18 protein-coding genes are annotated in these 20,785 nt (G+C 59.1%); 13 read left to right on the top strand and 5 right to left on the bottom strand.

The window, feature by feature from the left end:
• Positions 1–65 precede the first annotated feature (65 nt).
• The 3 genes from Q0903_RS11585 to Q0903_RS11595 all read right to left on the bottom strand — a co-directional run bounded on the left by Q0903_RS11585 (position 66) and on the right by Q0903_RS11595 (position 3,217).
• Positions 66–1,073 carry a 2-dehydropantoate 2-reductase gene (locus Q0903_RS11585; RefSeq protein ID WP_299415398.1) on the bottom strand — a complete coding sequence of 336 codons (1,008 nt, stop codon included), beginning with the start codon at positions 1,071–1,073 and terminating at the stop codon, positions 66–68.
• Positions 1,063–1,968, bottom strand: a complete 906-nt coding sequence (gene argF, locus Q0903_RS11590) for an ornithine carbamoyltransferase (RefSeq protein WP_299415401.1) — start codon at positions 1,966–1,968, stop codon at positions 1,063–1,065. The genes Q0903_RS11585 and argF overlap by 11 nt, the downstream gene beginning before the upstream one ends.
• Positions 1,969–2,041: 73 nt before the next feature.
• Positions 2,042–3,217, bottom strand: a complete 1,176-nt coding sequence (locus Q0903_RS11595; RefSeq protein WP_299415404.1) for an aspartate aminotransferase family protein — start codon at positions 3,215–3,217, stop codon at positions 2,042–2,044.
• Positions 3,218–3,494: 277 nt separating this feature from the next.
• Between Q0903_RS11595 and Q0903_RS11600 the strand changes: the two genes are divergently transcribed.
• The 8 genes from Q0903_RS11600 to mdoH all read left to right on the top strand — a co-directional run bounded on the left by Q0903_RS11600 (position 3,495) and on the right by mdoH (position 14,274).
• Positions 3,495–4,403: a DMT family transporter gene (locus Q0903_RS11600; RefSeq protein WP_299415406.1), complete on the top strand. Its 909-nt coding sequence runs from the start codon at positions 3,495–3,497 to the stop codon at positions 4,401–4,403.
• Between the two features lie 93 nt (positions 4,404–4,496).
• On the top strand, positions 4,497–5,084 hold the full coding sequence (locus Q0903_RS11605) for a GcrA family cell cycle regulator (protein WP_299028527.1): 588 nt from the start codon (positions 4,497–4,499) through the stop codon (positions 5,082–5,084).
• Positions 5,085–5,214: 130 nt separating this feature from the next.
• Entirely contained in the window at positions 5,215–6,840 is a 1,626-nt protein-coding gene (locus Q0903_RS11610) for a thiamine pyrophosphate-binding protein (protein WP_299415409.1), read from the top strand.
• The gene (locus tag Q0903_RS11615; protein WP_299415411.1) at positions 6,824–8,032 is read left to right on the top strand and encodes a CoA transferase; all 1,209 of its coding nucleotides are present in this window, start codon (positions 6,824–6,826) and stop codon (positions 8,030–8,032) included. Before Q0903_RS11610 ends, Q0903_RS11615 begins: the two co-directional genes overlap by 17 nt.
• Positions 8,033–8,243: 211 nt before the next feature.
• Positions 8,244–9,596, top strand: a complete 1,353-nt coding sequence (locus tag Q0903_RS11620; protein WP_299415413.1) for a tetratricopeptide repeat protein — start codon at positions 8,244–8,246, stop codon at positions 9,594–9,596.
• An 18-nt stretch (positions 9,597–9,614) separates the two neighbouring features.
• Positions 9,615–10,871 carry an OpgC domain-containing protein gene (locus Q0903_RS11625; protein WP_299028516.1) on the top strand — a complete coding sequence of 419 codons (1,257 nt, stop codon included), beginning with the start codon at positions 9,615–9,617 and terminating at the stop codon, positions 10,869–10,871.
• Entirely contained in the window at positions 10,871–12,397 is a 1,527-nt protein-coding gene (locus Q0903_RS11630) for a glucan biosynthesis protein G (RefSeq protein ID WP_299416073.1), read from the top strand. Before Q0903_RS11625 ends, Q0903_RS11630 begins: the two co-directional genes overlap by 1 nt.
• The gene (gene mdoH, locus Q0903_RS11635) at positions 12,394–14,274 is read left to right on the top strand and encodes a glucans biosynthesis glucosyltransferase MdoH (protein ID WP_299415416.1); all 1,881 of its coding nucleotides are present in this window, start codon (positions 12,394–12,396) and stop codon (positions 14,272–14,274) included. Before Q0903_RS11630 ends, mdoH begins: the two co-directional genes overlap by 4 nt.
• A gap of 100 nt (positions 14,275–14,374) precedes the next feature.
• Here mdoH and Q0903_RS11640 read toward each other — a convergent pair whose 3' ends face one another.
• Complete coding sequence (locus Q0903_RS11640) at positions 14,375–16,051, bottom strand: capsule biosynthesis protein (RefSeq protein WP_299028510.1); 1,677 nt, start codon at positions 16,049–16,051, stop codon at positions 14,375–14,377.
• Positions 16,029–16,688 carry an ATP-binding cassette domain-containing protein gene (locus tag Q0903_RS11645; RefSeq protein WP_299028507.1) on the bottom strand — a complete coding sequence of 220 codons (660 nt, stop codon included), beginning with the start codon at positions 16,686–16,688 and terminating at the stop codon, positions 16,029–16,031. Before Q0903_RS11645 ends, Q0903_RS11640 begins: the two co-directional genes overlap by 23 nt.
• A 200-nt stretch (positions 16,689–16,888) precedes the next feature.
• Here Q0903_RS11645 and Q0903_RS11650 point away from each other — a divergent pair, with 200 nt between their 5' ends.
• The 5 genes from Q0903_RS11650 (at position 16,889) to rimO (ending at position 20,785) form a co-directional block, all read left to right on the top strand.
• Positions 16,889–17,470 carry a uracil-DNA glycosylase family protein gene (locus Q0903_RS11650; protein WP_299028504.1) on the top strand — a complete coding sequence of 194 codons (582 nt, stop codon included), beginning with the start codon at positions 16,889–16,891 and terminating at the stop codon, positions 17,468–17,470.
• A complete protein-coding gene (locus Q0903_RS11655; protein WP_299415420.1) occupies positions 17,471–18,256 on the top strand; it encodes an SseB family protein in 786 nt (261 codons plus the stop codon).
• A 126-nt stretch (positions 18,257–18,382) separates the two neighbouring features.
• Positions 18,383–18,907 carry a YHS domain-containing (seleno)protein gene (locus Q0903_RS11660; protein ID WP_299028500.1) on the top strand — a complete coding sequence of 175 codons (525 nt, stop codon included), beginning with the start codon at positions 18,383–18,385 and terminating at the stop codon, positions 18,905–18,907.
• A 3-nt stretch (positions 18,908–18,910) separates the two neighbouring features.
• The gene (locus tag Q0903_RS11665; protein WP_299415423.1) at positions 18,911–19,375 is read left to right on the top strand and encodes a rhodanese-like domain-containing protein; all 465 of its coding nucleotides are present in this window, start codon (positions 18,911–18,913) and stop codon (positions 19,373–19,375) included.
• 39 nt (positions 19,376–19,414) lie between these two features.
• Complete coding sequence (gene rimO / locus Q0903_RS11670) at positions 19,415–20,785, top strand: 30S ribosomal protein S12 methylthiotransferase RimO (RefSeq protein WP_299415426.1); 1,371 nt, start codon at positions 19,415–19,417, stop codon at positions 20,783–20,785.

The following is a 20,785-nucleotide window of genomic DNA, read 5'->3' on the forward strand; positions in this document are numbered from 1 at the left end:
GCCCCTTTTGCGCTTACAGGTGTTGCCTACAGGGTGATGGTTTTGCCTGAGGGGCGCAAGCAGGATCAGCCGCGCAGTGCCTCTGGCGGTTGCGGCACAAACCCGTCGCGCTCGGCCCGCTTCACAGCCTTGTACATCGCGCCGCATAGGGGTGTTGCCAGCGATTTTTGCTGACCCATTTCAATTATCAGGCCTTGCAGCGCGTCGATCTCTGTTGGCCGCCCGCTGATCAGATCGTGTGCCATAGAAGTGCGGGCCTGCGGATCAATCGTCAGCGTCTTGGCCGCCACCCGCCTGAACAGCGGCGTAGGCAGCCGCAAGACATGTGGCATCAACCCGACAGGCACGGGCGTGGTCGCACGGATCGTGCACCGATGGGCACGCAACACTACCAACGCTTCGGCGATCTGGTCTGCCATCAGGCGCCGCCACGGACGGCTGAGCAACTGCGCATGCAGCGTCAGCCCCGATAGGGCATTCGGGGCGTTGTTAAGGTTAAGCAGGAATTTGCCCCACTGGATCGCTTCGATCTCGGCGCTTTGGGTCACGGACATGCCAGCAACGCCAAGGATCCGGTCCAGCGCCATCGGTCCGTCACCAATCACAATATCGCCGCTGGTGGCGCGATGAAACCGCCCCTGCCCCATCGGCACAATGTTGAACGGCACCATCGCAGGGCGGATATCATGATCGGGGAGTGCGGCCGCCAGCGTGGCTGCATGACCCATCCCGTTTTGCAAACTGACAATCACAGCACCGTCGGGCGCATTATCTCCGAGCAGGGCTGCCATTTGTGCAGTCCCAGCCGATTTCACACAAACCAAAACGATATCCGCCTCACGCAGAACGCGCGGATCATCGGTCAGCACAAGATCATCGGGTGCGCATGAAATGCGCGCGCCTTCATAATCCGTCAGATGCAAACCGTCGTTGCGCAGCATATCCAACATGCGGGCACGGCCTAAGAATCTGACATCAAGGCCTGCATGGGCCAACATTCCGCCCACATAGCAGCCAATCGCACCCGCGCCTGCAATTACAATCCGCGGCGCGGGTGGCGGGTTATTTCCCAAGGCAGTACCGCATGATCGCTTTTTGCGCGTGCAGACGGTTCTCTGCCTCGTCAAAGATGACCGAATGCGGGCCATCCATTACCGCGCTTGTCGCCTCATCATCGCGGTGGGCGGGCAGACAATGCATAAACAATGCGTCAGGCTTGGCTTGCGCCATAAGCGCCTCGTTCACCTGATAGCCGCGCAGCTGGTTGTGGCGGCGCTCGCGGGCGGACTGTGGGTCGTGCATCGATACCCATGTATCCGTTACCACCAGATCAGCGCCCCTTACGGCCTCGTCGGGGTTGCGCACCGTGGAATAGAGACCGCTTAACGCTGGCTCGGGGTCGAGGGTTTCAGGGCCCGTGAATACCAATTCAAAATCGAACTGTTTGGCGGCATGGGCAAAGCTGGCAAAAACATTATTGCCGTCGCCCGACCAGACCACACGCTTGCCTTTGATAGGGCCGTTGTGTTCCTCGAAAGTCATGATGTCAGCCATGATTTGACAAGGGTGGCTGCGGTTGGTCAGGCCATTGATCACGGGCACAGTCGCATATTCGGCCATCTCCAGCAGCGTCTGCTCTTCAAATGTGCGGATCATGATCAGGTCAACGTAGCGTGACAGCACGCGGGCGGTGTCGGCGATCGTCTCGCCGTGACCCAGCTGCATATCAGTGCCCGACAGCACCATCGTCTGCCCCCCCATCTGCCGCACGCCCACGTCAAAAGATATCCGCGTGCGGGTAGATGGTTTTTCAAAGATCAGGGCGACCATGTGGTCTTTTAGCGGTTGATCATCATCCAGCGCACCGCGCGGACGGCCGCTGCGCGCAGTTTTCATCGCGTTGGCACCGTCAAGAATGCCGCGCAGTTCGGATTGGTCTGTTTGGTGGATGTCGAGAAAATGTTTCATATGCATTTCTTTACTGGAAAAGGTGCAGATCGGGGGCATGCCCCCGATGATGAGTTTAGTGGAAAAATGAAGATCAGGCAGCGCCCAGAGTACTGGCTGCGCGGTCTAGACGGGCGACAGCCTCGGCAATCTCTTCGTCTGTGATGTTGAGCGGTGGCAGCAAACGCACCACATTATCAGCAGCCGGCACGGTAATGACCTCCTCGGCATAGCCTGCATTGACCAGATCAGCCGGAGCTACCTTGCATTTCAGGCCCAGCATCAGGCCTGCCCCGCGTACGCCCTCGAAAACAGTGGGATGTGCCGCAACCAACCCTTCGAGTTTCTGGCGCAGCGTCCCCGCTTTGCGGTTCACATCCGCCAGAAATTCCGGCTCGGCCACGATATCAAGCACAGCGCAGCCCACGGCACATCCCAACGGATTGCCGCCATAGGTAGAGCCGTGGGTACCCGCAGTCATGCCACTGGCCGCATTCTCGGTTGCCAATACCGCACCAAGGGGAAAGCCCCCGCCGATGCCTTTGGCCACCATCATGATATCGGGCGCAATTCCTGACCACTCGTGGGCAAAGAGTTTCCCCGTGCGTCCCACGCCACATTGAACTTCATCCAAGATCATCAGCACACCATGCTCGTCGCACAGGTCCCGCAGGCCTTTCAGGCAAGCATCCGGCAGCGGGCGAATACCCCCTTCACCCTGCACTGGTTCTACGAGCACGGCGCAGGTTTTTTCCGTTATTGCAGCCGTCAGCGCGTCATGGTCGCCAAAATCCAGATGCGTAAAGCCACCCAGTAACGGACCAAAGCCTTTGGTCATTTTTTCGGAACCCGCAGCGGCGATGCCCGCTGAAGAACGGCCATGGAAAGAGCCGGAGAATGTGATGATCTCCACCCGCTCTGGCTGGCCTTTGTCGTGATAGTATTTTCGCGCCATTTTCACGGCCAGTTCGCATGATTCGGTGCCCGAATTGGTAAAAAATACCGTATCGGCAAATGTATGGGCCACCAGCTTGTCTGCCAGTGCCTGCTGTTGCGGTATCTGGTAGAGGTTCGACGTATGCCAAAGCGCGCCTGCTTGTTGGGTCAGCGCCTCGGTCAGTGCCGGATGCGCGTGACCCAGAGCATTCACCGCAATCCCTGCACCGAGGTCCAGAAAACGTCGGCCATCCGCCTCGATCAACCAAGCGCCGCTGCCTTTAACAAAGCTCAGCGGTGCGCGGGAATAGGTCGGCAGAACAGAAGCGATCATCTGGGTCATCCTTTCAGGAATACAAGCCGCGAAAAGCCCAAAAGGGCATGGTGTTTGCGGCGGGTCAAGTGGGTTTGCTCGGGGAAAGCTGCGATATGCAGCAAGGATCAATTCTGCCAGAACGGCAGAACACGGCGCAGCGGATTAGCTGCGGCGTCGTCGGGACACGGTATGTTGGTCAGTGATCATGCGGTTTGTTTAACGCCTGCGCGACATATTGCAAGCCCGATGATCTGCGCCCTTGCAGTGCCGCCGCATGGCCGCCATAGCAGATGACATGTTCCAAGCAAAACCCCAGAGCAATGCGATTGCCGCCAGCCTGATTATTGTTGCCGCCGCTTTCATCGCCGGAACAACGCTGATGGCCAAGGCGCTGGGCACGCAAACACTGGGTGCACCTTTGCCTGCGCTACAGATCAGCCACGGGCGATTCTTGTTTGCTTTCATCGCCCTGACCACTGTCGCGGCTTTCTTGCGGCCTACCCTGTCTCGCCCCCATTGGCGGCTCCACCTCGCACGCACCAGTTTTGGCTGGGCGGGGGTTACGCTGATGTTTGCCTCTGTCGCATATATCCCTCTGGCAGATGCAACTGCTATTTCCTTTCTCAATCCGGTGTTCGGTATGATGTTGGCCATTCCGCTACTGGGTGAGGCGGTGGGCCGCGTGCGCTGGTCGGCAGCTGTGCTTGCCCTGATCGGTGCGCTGATCTTGCTGCGTCCCACACCTGACAGCTTTCAGCCCGCTGCATTATTGGCATTGGGGGCTGCAATGGTGATGGGGCTGGAGCTGATTTTCATTAAGAAACTTGCAGGGCGCGAAAACCCGTTCCAGATTTTGCTCGTCAATAATATGATCGGGCTGGGGATTGCGACCTGTGCAGTATTGCCGGTTTGGCAGATGCCAACACCCGCACAGTGGGGTGTTCTGGCCGGGATTGGCACTTGCATGGCGGTGGCGCAGGCCTGTTTCGTCAATGCGATGGCGCGTGCGGATGCCAGCTTTGTTGCGCCCTTCAGCTATGCCACCCTTATTTTTGCGGCTCTCTATGATAGTATTTTCTATGGCACGTGCCCTGACGGCATCACATATCTGGGTGCAGCGATCATTCTCACAGGGGCTTTATGGCTGGCTTTGCGTGAGGCGCGGCTGAAAAAGCAGCCTGTGCCAGTGCGTACATCCGTGTGATCCCTTGCACCTGACGCCACAGCCATTAGTATAGGACACTGAATTTGCCAAAGCGGTCCGATCAGGGCCGCTTTTTACACTAGGGAAGCTTCCATGTCCTGGACCGATGACCGCGTTGAGATTTTGAAGAAAATGTGGGGCGAAGGCCAGTCCGCAAGCCAGATCGCAAAAGAGCTGGGCGGTGTGACCCGCAATGCCGTGATTGGCAAGGTGCACCGCTTGGGATTGTCCAATCGTACGACAGCAGGTGCTGCTGCCAAGGCCGAGCCCAAGGCCAAGCCCGCCCCCAAGGCAAAAGCAGCGCCCAAACCCGTGCCCGAGCCGGAGCCCACGCCAGCGTCCTCCAAGCCCGATCTCAAGACCGAGCCTGCAATCTCGCCCAATGCCACGCGCCCTGCGCGCAACCAGATCATTCCCGCAGGCCAGCCCCTGCCACCACAGCCCAGCGCCAATGAAATCAGCCCCGAGGCGCTTGCCAAGGTGAACGAGATCGAAAAGAAGGCAAAGAAACTGAGCCTGATGGAGCTGACCGAGCGGACCTGCAAATGGCCTGTTGGCGACCCCGCAACCGAAGATTTCTGGTTTTGCGGCTTGCCCGTAAAACAGGGCAAGCCCTATTGCGAGGCACATGTCGGCGTCGCCTTCCAACCGATGAGCGCGCGGCGCGACCGCCGTCGCTGATCGCACCCTGTGACTGGATGCCAGAATTCGGGGCATCTTACGGGTTTGAAATGAACCCCACGGCGTATTGATTTGATGTGGCGTGCTATGCGTGGTCAGTGGCTTTGAAACCGCTAACACAAGGTATGCCATGTCCACTCCCGATACGATACGCGCCGCTGACGCCATTGCCCGCCGTCTCTATGATGCAGGTTGCCGTCATGCTTTTGGAATGCCGGGGGGAGAGGTCCTCACCATCGTTGATGCGTTGGAGGCTGCCGGAATCACATTTGTCTTGTGCAAACACGAAAATGCTGCCGGATTCATGGCAGAGGCTGCATGGCACCAGACCGGAGCACCGGGCGTTATGGTCGCAACCATCGGGCCGGGTGTACTCAACGGCGTAAATTCCATCGCCAATGCGCTGCAGGACCGCGTGCCGCTGATCGTGCTGTCAGGCTGCGTAGATGCCGCCGAAGCGCAGACATACACCCATCAGGTTCTTGACCAACAAGCCGTTTTGCAGCCCATCACCAAGGCCAGTTTTCGCCTCGCCCCAGATGTTGCCCATGTCATGGCAGACAAGGCTGTGTCCATCGCGCTGGAAGGACGACCAGGTCCTGTGCATATAGACGTGCCCATCTCAGCCGCAGATACGCGTATCCCCGCCACACATCCCGCGCGGCGTGCGCTGGCATCACCCTTGGCCCCAACAGGTGCGGCATTGCACACAGCCCGCGCATGGCTGAAATCGGCCCAGCGCCCTGTAATGATTGTTGGCGTCGATGCCATGAACCAGAACGCAGGCAACGCTGTTGCGGAATTTGCCATGCGTTTCCATATCCCCGTCATCACAACCTACAAGGCCAAAGGCCTGCTGGACGAATCGCATGATCTGGCCTTGGGCGCTGCGGGCTTGTCGCCATTGGCCGACAGTCATCTCGTCCCTTTTGTCCAGCAATCCGATCTGGTGATTTGTGTAGGCTATGACCCTATCGAAATGCGGCCGGGCTGGCGCGACATCTGGGATGCGCGCACCACAGATGTGATCGACATCACAGCCGAGCCAAACCACCACTACATGCATCAGGCCAGCGTGAACTTTATAGCCGACTGCGCGGCCAGCCTCCATGCGCTGGGCCATGACCTGCCCCCGCAGCCCGAGACATGGCCGCAAGGCGAAATTGCCCAAGTCAAATCAGCCCTCAGAGCAGGTTTTCCGACGGATGAGCCTTGGGGGCCTGCCGCGATCATCGACACCTGCCGCACGCACCTGCCGCCAGACACCATCGCCACCGCAGACAGCGGCGCGCACCGCATCTTGCTCAGCCAGATGTGGACATGCGACCGTCCGCGCGGGTTGCTACAATCCTCGGCGCTGTGCACGATGGGCTGTGCTATCCCGTTGGCCATGGGGTCCGCGCTGTGCATGCCGGAACGCACAGTCGTTTCTTTCTCGGGCGATGCGGGGTTCTTGATGATCGCAGGCGAGCTTGCCACGGCATCCGAGCTGGCAATCAAGCCGATCTTTGTTGTCTTTGTGGACGCCTCGCTGGCGTTGATCGAACTGAAACAGCGCCAGCGCCAGATGCGCAATGCAGCCGTTGATTTCGGCAAGCATGACTTTGCCGCCATGGGCCGTGCCTTTGGTGGCGCGGGCCACACGGCCACATCGCGCGCCGAACTTGAAACAGCATTGGCTACCGCCCAATTGGCCGATACCTTTACCGTAATTGCCTGTATCATCGAGCGGGGGTCCTATGACGGACGCATCTGAAACACACGGCGCGCTGGACGGGCTGTTTGTCCTTGACCTGACCCGCATTCTTGCAGGGCCTACTGCCACACAGATGTTGGGTGATATGGGCGCGACCGTAATCAAGGTTGAAAACCCCAAAACGGGTGGCGATGATACCCGCGGCTGGGGGCCGCATTACGCTCGCAACGCCGACGGCAGCGCCTCTGACCTGTCCGCCTATTTCATGTCCTCCAACCGGAACAAGCAATCCATCGCAGTGGATATCGCCACGCCAGAGGGGCAGGACATTATCCGCCGCCTCGCCGCGCGCGCCGATGTGGTGATTGAAAATTTCAAACCTGACGGGCTGGTGAAATACGGGCTGGATCACACAACGCTTTGTGCGGCGCACCCCGGATTGGTCTACTGCTCGATCTCGGGGTACGGCCAGACGGGGCCCAACCGCGAAAAGCCGGGGTATGATCTGATGGCCCAAGGCTTTGGCGGCATCATGTCAATCACGGGGGATCCTGACGGTGCGCCCACCAAGGTCGGCGTCGGCATCGCCGATGTGATGTGCGGGATGTATGCAACTATTGGCATCCTCACCGCCCTGCGGCACCGCGACAAGACGGGCGAGGGCCAGCATGTCGAGCTGGCCTTGATCGACACGCAGATGGCGTGGCTGATCAACGAAGGCATGAACTATCTCACCTCCGGCGAATTGCCTCAGCGGCGCGGCAACGCCCACCCAAATATCGTACCCTATGATGCGTTCGAGGTGTCAGACGGCCATTTCCTCTTGGCCGTTGGAAATGATGCGCAGTTTGCGCGGTTCTGCGATGTGCTGGAGCTTGCCCATGTCGCCACCGACCCCAACTTCAAAACCAATCTGGGTCGCATCACAAACCGTGACGCACTGATGGAGCATATTAAGCCAGCCCTTAAACGCTGGACCAAAGAAGATATTCTAGCCGCCTTGCGCGCTGTCAAAGTGCCCGCAGGCCCCATCAATACAATTGGCGAGGCGCTGAACTCTGATCAAGCGGCGGCGCGCGGCACCGTACGCGACATACCTCTAGAAGGCATCAAAGACGGGCGCGTGCAGGTCTTGGGCAATCCGCTCAAATTCTCGGCCACACCGGTGAAATATCGCCGCGCGCCCCCCCGCTTTGGTCAGGACACTGACGAGGTGCTTGAAACATGGCTTGGTAAGAAGCCTGCGCCATAATCTGCTTATTGCGTGAAGGTTTGGCAGAAATACGCCCAAAACAGCAGCAACAATCACGCCATCTGAAACGCACCTCACGAAACCTGTCGACAGCTTCACGTTGCCGTGTGACAGCACAACCAGCCCTGCCGCGCGGTGGGTAAATCGGGTAAACCTCCGTGAAAGCTGCGCCGCCCATCGCGCAGACTGTCCAACCTAAAGGTGTGTTGCTGTGACCCAGATCGACATGTGTGCTTGTCCCGTTTCCCTTTCCTCTCCCGCCTCTATGGAGGATTGGAACGGCGTGATCCACGGGCTGCTGTCGCACGGCACACAAACACCTGTCCACCTAGGCCGCCTGATGGAGGCCGAGCCAAACTTTGCGATGGGCCACGCGGCACGCGGATTGTTTTGCCTGATGACAGGCCGTGCAGAGGTGATCGCCCCTGCGCATGCCGCTCTCGCCAGCGCCAAGGCCGCCGCTGCAAACAACCCGATCACCGCGCGCGAGCTAGGGTGGATCACAGCGCTTGGCCATTGGCTCGACGGACGCCCTACAGCTGCGATCGCCGCAGTCGAGGACGTGTTGCGCGCCCTGCCCCACGACACGCTATCTGCCAAACTCAGCCACGGCATACGTTTCATGCTGGGCGATAGCTCAGGTATGCGCGCCTCGGTCGAGCGTGTGTTGGCCGCGCATGGCGCGGATCATCCATGCTATGGCTATCTGCTGGGGTGCCATGCGTTTACCTTGGAAGAAACGGGCGATTACGCCCGTGCCGAGGCGACAGGCCTGCGCGGACTGGATTATGCACCCGATGATGCATGGGGACTGCACGCAGTAGCACATGTCCATGACATGACAGCGCGCCCCGACAACGGTATCGCCTTGATCGAGGGCAACACCGCCGCATGGAGTGGCTCGAACAACTTTCGCTATCACGTCTGGTGGCACAAGGCCTTGCTGCATATGGAGCGGGGTGAGATGGATGTGGCGCTGGGCCTCTATGACGCGCAAATTCGCGCGGATAAGACAGATGACTACCGCGACATTTCCAACGCTACATCCTTGCTCATGCGGTTGGAACTGGAAGGCATGGATGTCGGACCCCGCTGGGAAGAACTTGCCGATTTCAGCGCCGCACGGGTCGAGGATGGGTGCCTTGTGTTTGCCGATCTGCACTACTTGCTGGCCCTCGCAGGGGCCGATCGCGGTGAAGCCCGCGAGGCGATGACAGCGCGTTTTGCACGCGATGCCACCAAAACAGGACAGATGCCCGACATTGTCGCCGATCCAGGTGTTGCCGCTCTTGCGGGGCTGAATGCCTTTTCCGAAGGCCATTATGATCTGGCTTTCCACAGCCTTGTCGCCGCACGGCCTGCCATGCAGACAATCGGTGGCAGCCACGCCCAACGTGATGTATTCGAGCGTATGACGATTGATGCGGGATTGCGTGCAGGGCGCTATGAAGCAACCGAAACCATCCTGCGCGAACGTCAAAGCCTTCGCGGCGGTCACCTCGACCGCTTTGCAGCACTACGGCTGGATAAACTCAACAAGGCCCGCGGCATCGCGGCGGAATAAATCGGAACTCACAAAGACATGACGCTTGCTGCTACTGATGCGCCGCGCCCGACTGGCCAAACACTTTCTGCCGCAGCGGCCGCTGCCGCCGCAACACCGCGCGTGCGCGACCTTCGGCTGGATTTTTTTCGCGGCATTGCGATGTTCATCATCCTGATCGCCCATACACCGGGTAATTTCCTCACCTCATGGATTCCCGCACGCTGGGGTTTTTCGGACGCAACAGAGATGTTTGTGTTCTGCTCCGGCATGGCTTCGGCCATTGCATTTGGCGGCGCTTTCCAGCGTGCAGGCTGGGTGCTGGGCAGCGCGCGTGTTGGTTTTCGCATCTGGCAGGTCTATTGGGCGCACATCGGGCTGTTTATCGCTATCGCGGCCATGCTGGCAGGCATTGATTACTTTGGCGGCTACGACAAACAATACATCGGCTCTCTGAATTTATGGAAGTTTTTTGCCGATCCTGCCGTGCCGCTGGTCGGATTGGTCACACTCACCTATGTGCCGAACTATTTTGACATTTTGCCCATGTATATGGTCGTGCTGGCGATGATGCCGATCGTCATGGCGCTCCAGCGCGTCCATACAGGGCTGGTGTTCGCCTTTATGGGCCTTGTCTGGCTGGGCGCACAGGAATCGGTCTGGGGTGCATCCCATCTGGCCTTCGGGGCCGAGCCATGGTCCGAGCGGGACTGGTATTTCAACCCTTTTGGATGGCAGCTTATTTTCTTTACGGGCTTTGCATTCATGCGCGGCTGGATACCCAAGCCGCCCGTTCATACCGCGCTGATCGCCCTTGCAGCCTTCATCGTCATCGCCAACATCCCACTAAGCAACATCGGCGTGCGTGCCATTGCGCGCGACTGGTTCTTTGTCACCGAAACCGGCAACCCAGTAATTGACGCGCGGATCGCTTTAAAGCCGCTGATCGACAAAAGCGATTTTGGCGTCCTCCGCTTTGTGCACTTCTTGTCGCTGGCCTATCTCGCATGGGTTTTGGCGGGCGACAAAGGCAACAATCTGCTGGCACGTGGTGCGGGCATTTCCGCTCGGATATGGAGCGTGATGCTGGCGATCATCCTGAAGGTCGGCCAGCAGTCGTTGGCCGTGTTCGTCGTATCCATGTTTACCGCGCGGGTGATGGGCTTTGTGATGGATCTCGCGGGCCGCGACACGGGCACGACTTTACTGGTCAATCTGGGCGGTGCCTGTGTGCTGGTGGCAACGGCATATGGCGCGGGCTGGTTCAAATCCCAACCTTGGCGGAAAACATCATGATGCTGCGTCGCGACATCCTCAAAGCACTCGCCGCTCTTGCTGCTGTGCCTGCGGCGGCACTGGCAGCAGATGCGCCTTTGCGCACGGGTGCACCCACCCCTTTCAACGACCAAACAATCAAAAACCGCGCCCGCACCTTGGCCGCAACCGAATACACGCCGCGCCCGACCATTCCGCAGGAATGGCAGGATATCAGCTATGACCAGTACCGCAAAATCTGGTTCGATACCCGCAATGCTCTTTGGGAAGATACACCCCGCCCGCAGCGCGTTGATGTCTTTCCGCCGGGTCTCTATTTCCCTCAAGCAGTCGAAATCAACATCGTTGAGGATGGTGCTGCCAGCCCGTTGGTCTTTGATCTGGATGTCTTCGACCGCACCGACAAATTCCCTGATCTGCCGCTCAACGATCACATGGGCTATTCAGGCCTGCGGTTGCGCGCCGATCTGCTCAACTCGGGTGTCCATACGGAATATTCGGTATTCCAAGGCGCCAGCTATTTCCGCGGCATTGGCACAGGCGAGATTTACGGCCTCTCGGCGCGCGGCCTCGCGCTCAAGACCGGCGATCCTATGGGTGAGGAATTTCCCGATTTCATTGCCTTCTGGATCGAGACACCAGACAGTGGCGATGCCTCTGTTACCCTGCATGCGCTGCTGGACAGCCCAAGCTGCACGGGCGCGTTCCGCTTTGACATCACCCATGGCGCGGTACTGGAGATGGAAGTGGACGCGACTATCTTTGCGCGCACCGACATGAGCCATGTGGGGATCGCCCCGCTCACCTCGATGTTTCTGTTCGACGCAACCGACCGCGCGCGGTTTTCTGACTTCCGCCCCAATGTACATGACAGCGACGGCCTGCTGATCCACAACGGCGCCGGCGAAGTGATCTGGCGGCCACTGGCCAACCCGACCACGCTTCAAATCAGCGCCTTTGGCGACAAAAATCCACGCGGTTTTGGCCTGATGCAGCGCAAGCGCGATTTTAGCGATTATAACGACCTTGAAGCACTCTATCACAAGCGCCCTTCCGTCTGGATCACACCACGCGGCGATTGGGGTGCAGGAGCCGTAACGCTGGTGGAAATTCCCGCCGATCTGGAGATTTACGACAATATCGTAGCCTACTGGCGCCCTGCCCAACCGATTGCGGCAGGAACAGAGCAAAATTTGCGCTATGGACTGCACTGGGGCGCAGACCCCTCACCACCGATGGATGATCTGCTCTCAGTGCGCGGAACCGCCATGGGGGGAAGGCCCGAGGGCGGAATGGTTATGGTCATTGATTTCGCCAATGGCTCCGCCTTGCCCGAAGATCTGAGTGCCGTAGATATTATACTGCGCAGCAGTCATGGCACCACAACGCCCGGCATTTTGCAGCGTAATCCCGAAACCAATGGCCCCCGTCTGGCGTTCACCTTTGAACCCCAAGACGCAACATTCGCCGAATTCCGCGTTCAATTGCGCACAGGCGGCGCCCCTCTAAGCGAAGTATGGCTTTACCGTTGGACAAAAACTGCATGAGCGAACTGCATATTCCCTCTCACATGCCGCCAAAGGCCAGCTTGCCCGCGCGCGAACAGGCACTTGGCATAGCGCCCGCACAGCGGGACGGTACGCCGACGCACCCGCGCAACATCTGGCGTACTGCGACTTTCGTACCAGCAGTAATGGGAACTGCCCTTTTGATGTGGGGCCTTTATGGTTGGTTCGCCAGCGGCGGGATGAGCGGGCTTGAGTGGATCTTGCTCAGCATGATCGGGGCAACATTTGTCTGGGTCACGCTATCGGTCAGCACGGTTGGCGTGGCGATTGCAGGGCTTTTGGCGCGCGCACGCGCCGATGCACGCCCCAAGGAAAATATAGAGGGTATTGATGTGGCCCTTCTGGTGCCGGTCTATAACGAGGCCGCAGCAAGCGTTTTTGGCAATGCAACTGCGATGCTGAATGATCTGGCAACGCGGCACGGCCCGCACCGGTATGCGTTGTTTATCCTTTCGGACACCCGTGACGATGCGATCGCTGCGCAGGAATGGCAGGCGTTTGAGGATTTACGCCACAATGCGCCAGACGGGTTCAGCGTGTATTACCGCCGCCGCGAGACAAACCTCGACAAAAAGGTCGGCAATATAGCCGAATGGACCCGCGGCTGGGGCGCTGCCTATGAAGGCATGGTTGTGCTGGACGCTGACAGCCTGATGAGTGGAGGCGCGATCGAGCGTTTGGCCTCCGAGTTGTCCGGTGATCCCGATGCAGGGCTGATCCAGACTTTCCCCATGCTCATCGGCGCGCAGACAGTCTTTGCGCGGATGCAGCAATTCTCCAACATTGCCTATGGCTGGCTGCTGGCCGAAGGGCTGGCCACTTGGGCGCGTTCGGAAGGGAATTATTGGGGACATAACGCGATCCTTCGAACCCGTGCCTTTGCCGAATGTGCCATGCTGCCCCATCTGCGCGGACGCGGTGGGCGCGATGCCTTGATCCTGAGCCATGATTTTGTCGAGGCTGGCCTGTTGCGCCGCGCTGGCTGGTCTGTCCGCTTTCTACCACGTGTGACCGGCAGCTTTGAAGAAACACCAGCCACCCTGATCGATTATGTTATCCGTGACCGCCGTTGGTGCCGTGGCAACCTGCAACATCTGTCTTTGCTGGGCACACGTGGCCTGCATCCTGTATCGCGCTTTCACCTCTTTCACGGAGCTGTTGCCTATCTGCTCAGCCCTGCGTGGTTTTTCTTGCTGGTGGTCTGGGCGCTGCTCGGGAAAGACGCGGATACAAACGTCATCCGCTATTTCAACGAAGCGAACCCGCTGTTCCCCGACTGGCCCCCCGCGATGAGCCACATCGACAGCGCCGTATTTCTGGTGATCATGTATGCCATGCTGCTGACCCCGAAAATCGCGGGCGCGGGTATCATCGCAGCAACACCCCGCGCTGCGCGCCTGTTCGGCGGACCGCGCGCGTTTTTGGGCAGCTTTCTGGTGGAGGTCGCCCTGTCGGTTGCCTATGCGCCCATCATGATGATCCAGCAAAGCAAAGCCGTCGCGCGCGCACTGAGCACCAGTCACGAAGCCTGGGCGCCCCAAGCCCGCGATGCGCGCCGCCACAGCTGGGCAACGCTGCTCAAATTCCACTGGATCGAGACAGTGCTCGGCACAATCCTGCTGTCTGGCCTGGTCGCTGGACTAATTTCGCTCTGGCTGGTGCCTATTATGCTGAGCCTTTTGCTGGCGGTGCCGCTCTCGGCCATGTCGGGCGTTCGGGTGTCACCGCATGCCCCTGCGCCGCTGCGTCTTGATAGCCCGAACTCCCTGCGCGAACCAGCTATCGTGAAACGCGCCGCACTGGAGCGGACGCGCTTGCAGGCGGCATTGGCAGCCGCAAAACTACCCGCCGAGTAAGCTCCTCGCTGCCCGTCGGGCACTCCTCGCAGGCTCAACGCAAAACACCCGCCGGATCACTCAGGCGGGTGTTTTTTTGTGTGTTAGAAGGTGGCGTCGGTCAGGATGTGACCTGCTCTCTCAGGATCGAAGCGGTGAGAGAGATCATCAGATAGATGCCACCAAAGATCAGGAACGCCAGAATGGTATTCTCGAACTTGCGCGGATAGCTTGGCTCTTCGCTGGGGACAGGGCGAACGGCAACAGTGAGATAGCGCACCTGACGGCTGGCCTCTGTACGGGCCTGCTCCAGTCCTGTCTGGGCCAATTGCAGGTTTGTATCTGCGTTTACCAGATCAGCCTGTGCCAGTTGCAACGACACGGCCTGCTGGGCGAGGGAATTATTGCCCTCGGTTGCGTTGTTCATCCTGTCATTCAGTTGCGCCAGCGCCCCTTCCAGACGGCGTACATCGCCTTGCGCACCCTCTACCTTGGCACGGTTGGGCCGCGCGTTGTCGAGAAGGGCAGCAAGCTCCAGCTGTTTTTCAATCAACAGTGTTTCGTAGTTGGTGATCTGGGTACGGATCGCTGCAATCACAGCTTCGGGATCCACGCCATTTTCTACCTGTAGCTCAATCAGGCGCTGTTGCGCTTCGCGGCGCTGTTGTACAGCCTTCTCATAGCCGATTTCGGCGTCATTCATGCCACTGTCACGCTTGGCTTGGCTCAGACTGTTCACACGTTCCTCTGCGTATTTCAACAAACGCTCGGAAAAGGTTGTCGCAACCTGCGGGTCAGCGGCGATCACTTCCATACGGATCATGCCTTCGGTCGGATCATACCCGATCTTGATATTCTTTTTGTAGAGCTTGTAGGCTTCTTCATTGGTCGGATCTTCTGTAAGGCGCTGGATCGGATCAATGCTGGAATTGGCAAAGTGGTCTTTGAACCCCGCATCCTCGTCCAGCCGCAGCATCGCATCCTTGGATTGAAGATAGCCTTGCGTCGCGATGCTATCGGCAGAGTTTGCAAACTGCGTGGGGAGCAAACCACCAAAGGGGCTGGCCCCGCCGGTGCCTTCGTTCTGAATAATCAGAAACTGGCTGTCGGTGGCATACATGGGGGTGGCCACTTTGTAGAAATAATAGCCTGCAAAGAACGTCGGGATAATCACAAAAAACGCCAAACGGACCAACAGCAGGCCCATCTTTTTGCGCCGCCGTGCGGTGATGTCGCGCTGAATGTCCGAGATTTCGCGCATTCTGCGCTCCATCGGGTTCGCGGTTTCGGTCGATGGCAGGGTTTCCCGCCCGACAGGCACAGTCTGTGGCAATTGCACGCGGCCCGCGCCTGCACCACCTTGCTGCGCAGGCAGCGCCGCCAGCGCATTGCCGGGCCCGCCTTCGTGCTGGGCGCCCCCCGCTTGGGGCACGACAAGCTCTAGCATGTTGGATCGCTGAAACGGATCTATACCTTTTTCACGCAGCAACCGGACTGCATCAAAATCAGACGTGGCAGGCAACGCATGTTTTTGTGCGACACGGCGTGCCATGCGCAACTGACGTCCTGTCAGACCTTCGCGGCGGATCGCTTCGATGTCTGTCTCGCCATTTACTTGCGCCGACGAAGACACCTCCCCCGCCATTGCCGCATCGGGCGCAGGCGTCGGGCGCGGTGGCTCGGGCATGGGAACAGGACCAGCGTCTGCTGCGGCCTTGGGCTGCGGCGTTGCGGCCTCTGTCGCAGCACTCGGGCTGCGCTTTATGCGAAATTTTCTAGCTTTGGGTTTGGTAGTCATACAACTGTTTCGCTTCTTCCAAGCTGTCAAAAACGTTCAGCTGCCCGTCCACAAGGACCGCGGCAGTACGCGCGAATTTTTCTAGCGTTTCCGCCTGATGCGAGACGATGATAATCGTCGTCGTGCGCAGGCGTTCTTGCAGGATTTCACCTGCTTTTCGGTTGAATTCAACATCCGTCGTGGACGGCATGCCTTCGTCAATCAGATACATATCAAAATCGAGCGCCAGCATCAGCGCAAAAGAGAATCGCGCCCTCATGCCAGCGGAATAAGTGCCGAGCGGTTGGTCGAAATATTCCCCCAACCCACACAGCCAACGACAGAAACTCTCGACGTAGTCCGGGTCCAGACCATAGAGCCGCGCAATATAGCGCGCGTTCTCCATCGCGGATACTTTGCCCACAACCCCCCCCATAAAACCAAGGGGGAATGAGATGTTGCACGCGCGCACGATTTCGCCGTCGTCAGGCTTTTCCAGACCGGCCATCATGTTGATCAGCGTGGTTTTGCCTGTGCCGTTGGGTGCCAGAATACCCATCGAATTTCCCAGCTCCACACGAAAAGACACCTGATCAAGAATGACCTTGTGCTGTGTGCCAGTCCAAAAGGACTTGGAAACGTTACGAAATTCCAGCATTGCGCGCCTGCTCCGGTTCGGCTTGCGGGTGAATTTATGTCCTCTCTTTCGGAGGATATAGCTCCATCTATCAATGGAATTTGACCATATTATGTCCGATTAGGAAACAAATGTACAACGCAGCCTGCGGGGAAACACCACAAGATGTGCACTTTGGATAATCCCTTGGCAATCGCAGTGCCTCGACTACCTAATGTTCCATGAAAGATATCCACCAAGACCTGCGCGCCTGTACCCTGTGCGCCGACAGATTTGCGGCAACCGCGACGGCCCATCGCCCCAATCCTGTGGTCTGGTTTCAGACCGGCGCGCGCGTGTTGATCGCATCCCAAGCGCCGGGAATGAAGGTTCACAAGGCCAATACCCCCTTCTGGGACGCGTCAGGCGTTCGGTTGCGCGCATGGCTTGGTCTGGATGAAGAGACGTTTTATGACCGCAGCCGCATCGCGATCATTCCCATGGCATTCTGCTTTCCGGGATATGATGCCAAAGGCAGCGATCTGCCCCCGCCTCCCCTCTGCGCAAAGACGTGGCGCGCCGATGCACTGGCAATGGTCCCCGATGTGCACCTGACCGTTCTGATCGGCGGCCATGCTATGCGCTATCATCTGCCACAGTTCAAAACCGTCACACAGGCCGTGCGCGACTGGGAAAGCCATCCCACAGGCACCTTCGCCTTGCCACATCCTTCATGGCGCAATACGGGTTGGCTCAAGAAAAATCCGTGGTTCGAGGCAGAGGTTCTCCCCCGCCTGCAAGCCGCCGTAGCCGAGGTACTCTGAATGGATCCCACACCGCTGGACATCGCCCATGCCGCAATGAGCGCCGCACCGGATGACGATACCGCCCGCCTGCGGTTTTATGAACGTATGGCAGATGCAGAATTGTATCTGCTGCTGGAGGAAGAACCGCAGGGCGATCAGATCAACCCAAAAGTGCTGGAGGCCGAGCGTGCGCAGTACCTGCTGGCCTTTGACCGCGCCCAGCGCCTTGCGCAATATGCAGGCGATGCCGCGTCTTACGTGGCCCTGTCCGGACGAAATGTCGCCGCGATGCTAGAGGGCCAGCCCTTGGGCATCGCGCTGAACGTCGATGTGGCCCCTTCGGCAATCCTTCTGCCTGACACCGCTGTCGCTTGGCTGCGCGAAACGCTGACCCACGCAGCAGCCGAAGTAGAGGCCAAGATCGAAACCGTGTTGCCCCCCAAAGGTCTGCCCGAAACCCTGATCACTGCCATTGACGAAAAATTGGCTACCGCAACAGGTATGGCGGCCAACGCATGGCTGGTCGGCGTGGAATACAGCGGCGGCGGGCGCGGGCATTTGCTGGCGTTCGTTGACGCGATCCCCCGCGCGCAGGACGCCCTCGTGCGGGCGGCCTCCGAAGCACTCACATTTTCAGGGATCGAGGCGGGCGCGATGGATGTCGGCTTTTTCAATCACACCGATCCCACTGTAACAAAGCTGATGAAGGTGGGCCTGCGCTTTGACCTGCCACAGATGGAGACGTTACAAAACACGCCCCGTTTGCCCGGTAGTGATCCCGATGCCCCCCCTGTTCTGAAATAATTCCGCCCGATTGCCCCTGTCCGCATCACGCGCCCGCGAGGTCACGCAGTTGCGAGATGCAATCGTTTCGTTTGGTCCCTAACTTCCAGTGCACAGGCCAACAGCGCCGCTAATCAGGAGAGTACAATGACCCGCTTCGCCCTCACCCTCGCCGCCGCCGCCACGGCAATCAGCTTTGCCAGTGCCGCCTTTGCAGGCGACCAGTATATCGACGAGACTGGCTTTGCCGCATCAGGTTATGATGTGGTCGCCTATTTCTCGCTGCCCCAGAACCCGGTCGGCCAAACCCAGCCCGCGCCAGTGGAGGGCAACAAGGCTATCACAGCCAAATATAACGGCGCGACCTTTGCGTTCTCTTCCGATGCCAACCGCGATACGTTTCTTGCCGACCCAGCCAAATACGCGCCGCAATATGACGGCCACTGCGCCTACGGCGTCGCCAAAGGCGGCAAAGTACCAGGCAACCCGACCCTGTGGCGGATTGTGGACGACAAACTCTACCTCAACATCACAACAAATGTAGTAGGCTTTTGGGAAGAGGACATCCCGGGCAATCTGAACCTGTCCACTGCCAACTGGCCAAGCCTTGACCCGAAGCCCGCTTCTGACCGCACCATTCCCCAGTGGTCGTCTGCCGCACCGAAAGGCTAACCCATGAGCAACAGTCGCCCCGTCGCCACAACACTTCTCAACCGCCGCACTTTGCTGATCGGTAGTTTGGGTCTGGGCGGGGCGGCTGCTGCCTATTGGTACAATATTGGCGCCAGCGTTGAGGGGACTGCACTCAGCGTTCATGCCGCTTATCTTGGCGCCCGAAACGGCGATTTTACCCTGATCGACATTCGTCGCCCCGATGAATGGGCGCGCACAGGTGTGCCTGACGGCGCTGTCCCGCTCGATATGCGCGATCCCGACTTCACACGCAAAATGCTGGACCTTGTGCCAGACAAATCCGCACCTGTTGCGCTCATCTGCGCGCGCGGCGTGCGCTCGCGCGGGCTGGCCAACAGGATGCAAGAGCTTGGCTTTACCAATGTCATCGACGTTCCCGAAGGTATGCTCGGCTCTGGTGCCGGGCCAGGTTGGATCGCCTCTGGGCTGCCTGTTACCAAACTCTGAGCAATTGCCCAAACCAGCGCCGTACATTATAGCGCTGGGATGAGCACAAATCCCCCAAGCCTCCGCCCCGATCTAGCGCCGCGTGCGACGTTCAATGAACCCAAACGCACAGGCCAGCCTACCATCGGCATGGTCAGCCTCGGTTGCCCCAAGGCGCTGGTTGATTCTGAACGCATCCTCACGCGCCTGCGCGCCGAAGGCTACGCCATTTCGCCCGATTATTCGGGTGCAGACGCTGTAATCGTGAACACATGCGGATTTCTGGACAGCGCCAAAGCCGAGAGCCTTGATGCCATCGGCGAAGCCCTGACAGAGAATGGCCGCGTGATCGTGACAGGCTGCTTGGGCGCGGAGCCTGACTATATCCGCGAACACCACCCCCGTATCCTTGCTGTGACAGGCCCGCACCAGTACGAACAGGTCTTGGACGCCGTACACCTCGCCGTGCCGCCCTCGCCTGATCCGTTTATCGACCTGCTGCCAGCGTCAGGCGTATCGCTGACCCCGCGCCACTTCAGCTATCTGAAAATCTCGGAAGGCTGCAATCACAAGTGCAAATTCTGCATCATCCCCGACATGCGTGGCAAACTGCAATCGCGCCCCGCTCATGCGGTGATCCGCGAGGCTTCGAGGCTGGTCGAGAGCGGCGTCAAGGAACTACTGGTTATCTCCCAAGACACCTCTGCCTACGGGGTCGACATCAAACACGCCGAAGATCGCGGTCACCGCGCCCATATCACCGATCTGGCCCGCGATCTTGGCAGCTTGGGCGCTTGGGTGCGCCTGCACTACGTCTACCCCTACCCCCATGTGCGCAAATTGATACCGCTCATGGCCGAAGGTCTGGTTCTGCCCTACCTCGACATTCCGTTCCAACACGCCCACCCCGATGTGCTCAAACGCATGGCCCGCCCCGCCGCTGCGTCCAAAACCCTAGACGAAATCGCCGCATGGCGCGAGGTCTGCCCCGACATCACCCTGCGCTCGACCTTCATCGTCGGCTATCCGGGCGAGACAGAAGCCGAGTTCCAAACCCTGCTCGACTGGATGGACGAAGCCCAACTCGACCGTGTCGGCTGCTTTCAATACGAAAACGTCGACGGCGCGCGCTCAAACGCGCTGCCCGATCATGTGGATGCGGAGGTCAAACAGGACCGCTGGAACCGCTTTATGGAAAAGGCCCAAGCCATCTCGGAGGCCAAGCTACAGGCCAAGGTGGGCAAGCGCATGGACGTGATCATTGACGAAATCGACGAGGACGCCGCCACCTGCCGCACCAAAGCCGACGCGCCCGAGATCGACGGAAACCTGTTTATCGACGAGGGGCATGAGAAGCTGACCGTAGGCGATATCGTCACGGTCGAGGTTGAGGAAGCGGGCGAGTATGATCTGTGGGGGCGGGTTGTTTGA

Origin of the sequence: uncultured Sulfitobacter sp., assembly GCF_947502895.1 — a bacterium.
Lineage (GTDB): Bacteria > Pseudomonadota > Alphaproteobacteria > Rhodobacterales > Rhodobacteraceae > Sulfitobacter.

Bases quoted from the DNA above. Each gene is read 5' to 3' on its own strand.
- argF (WP_299415401.1), bottom strand. From the start codon at position 1,968: ATGAAACATTTTCTCGACATCCACCAAACAGACCAATCCGAACTGCGC.
- Q0903_RS11595 (WP_299415404.1), bottom strand. From the start codon at position 3,217: ATGATCGCTTCTGTTCTGCCGACCTATTCCCGCGCACCGCTGAGCTTT.
- Q0903_RS11600 (WP_299415406.1), top strand. From the start codon at position 3,495: ATGTTCCAAGCAAAACCCCAGAGCAATGCGATTGCCGCCAGCCTGATT.
- Q0903_RS11605 (WP_299028527.1), top strand. From the start codon at position 4,497: ATGTCCTGGACCGATGACCGCGTTGAGATTTTGAAGAAAATGTGGGGC.
- Q0903_RS11610 (WP_299415409.1), top strand. From the start codon at position 5,215: ATGTCCACTCCCGATACGATACGCGCCGCTGACGCCATTGCCCGCCGT.
- Q0903_RS11615 (WP_299415411.1), top strand. From the start codon at position 6,824: ATGACGGACGCATCTGAAACACACGGCGCGCTGGACGGGCTGTTTGTC.
- Q0903_RS11625 (WP_299028516.1), top strand. From the start codon at position 9,615: ATGACGCTTGCTGCTACTGATGCGCCGCGCCCGACTGGCCAAACACTT.
- Q0903_RS11630 (WP_299416073.1), top strand. From the start codon at position 10,871: ATGCTGCGTCGCGACATCCTCAAAGCACTCGCCGCTCTTGCTGCTGTG.
- mdoH (WP_299415416.1), top strand. From the start codon at position 12,394: ATGAGCGAACTGCATATTCCCTCTCACATGCCGCCAAAGGCCAGCTTG.
- Q0903_RS11640 (WP_299028510.1), bottom strand. From the start codon at position 16,051: ATGACTACCAAACCCAAAGCTAGAAAATTTCGCATAAAGCGCAGCCCG.
- Q0903_RS11645 (WP_299028507.1), bottom strand. From the start codon at position 16,688: ATGCTGGAATTTCGTAACGTTTCCAAGTCCTTTTGGACTGGCACACAG.
- Q0903_RS11650 (WP_299028504.1), top strand. From the start codon at position 16,889: ATGAAAGATATCCACCAAGACCTGCGCGCCTGTACCCTGTGCGCCGAC.
- Q0903_RS11655 (WP_299415420.1), top strand. From the start codon at position 17,471: ATGGATCCCACACCGCTGGACATCGCCCATGCCGCAATGAGCGCCGCA.
- Q0903_RS11660 (WP_299028500.1), top strand. From the start codon at position 18,383: ATGACCCGCTTCGCCCTCACCCTCGCCGCCGCCGCCACGGCAATCAGC.
- Q0903_RS11665 (WP_299415423.1), top strand. From the start codon at position 18,911: ATGAGCAACAGTCGCCCCGTCGCCACAACACTTCTCAACCGCCGCACT.
- rimO (WP_299415426.1), top strand. From the start codon at position 19,415: ATGAGCACAAATCCCCCAAGCCTCCGCCCCGATCTAGCGCCGCGTGCG.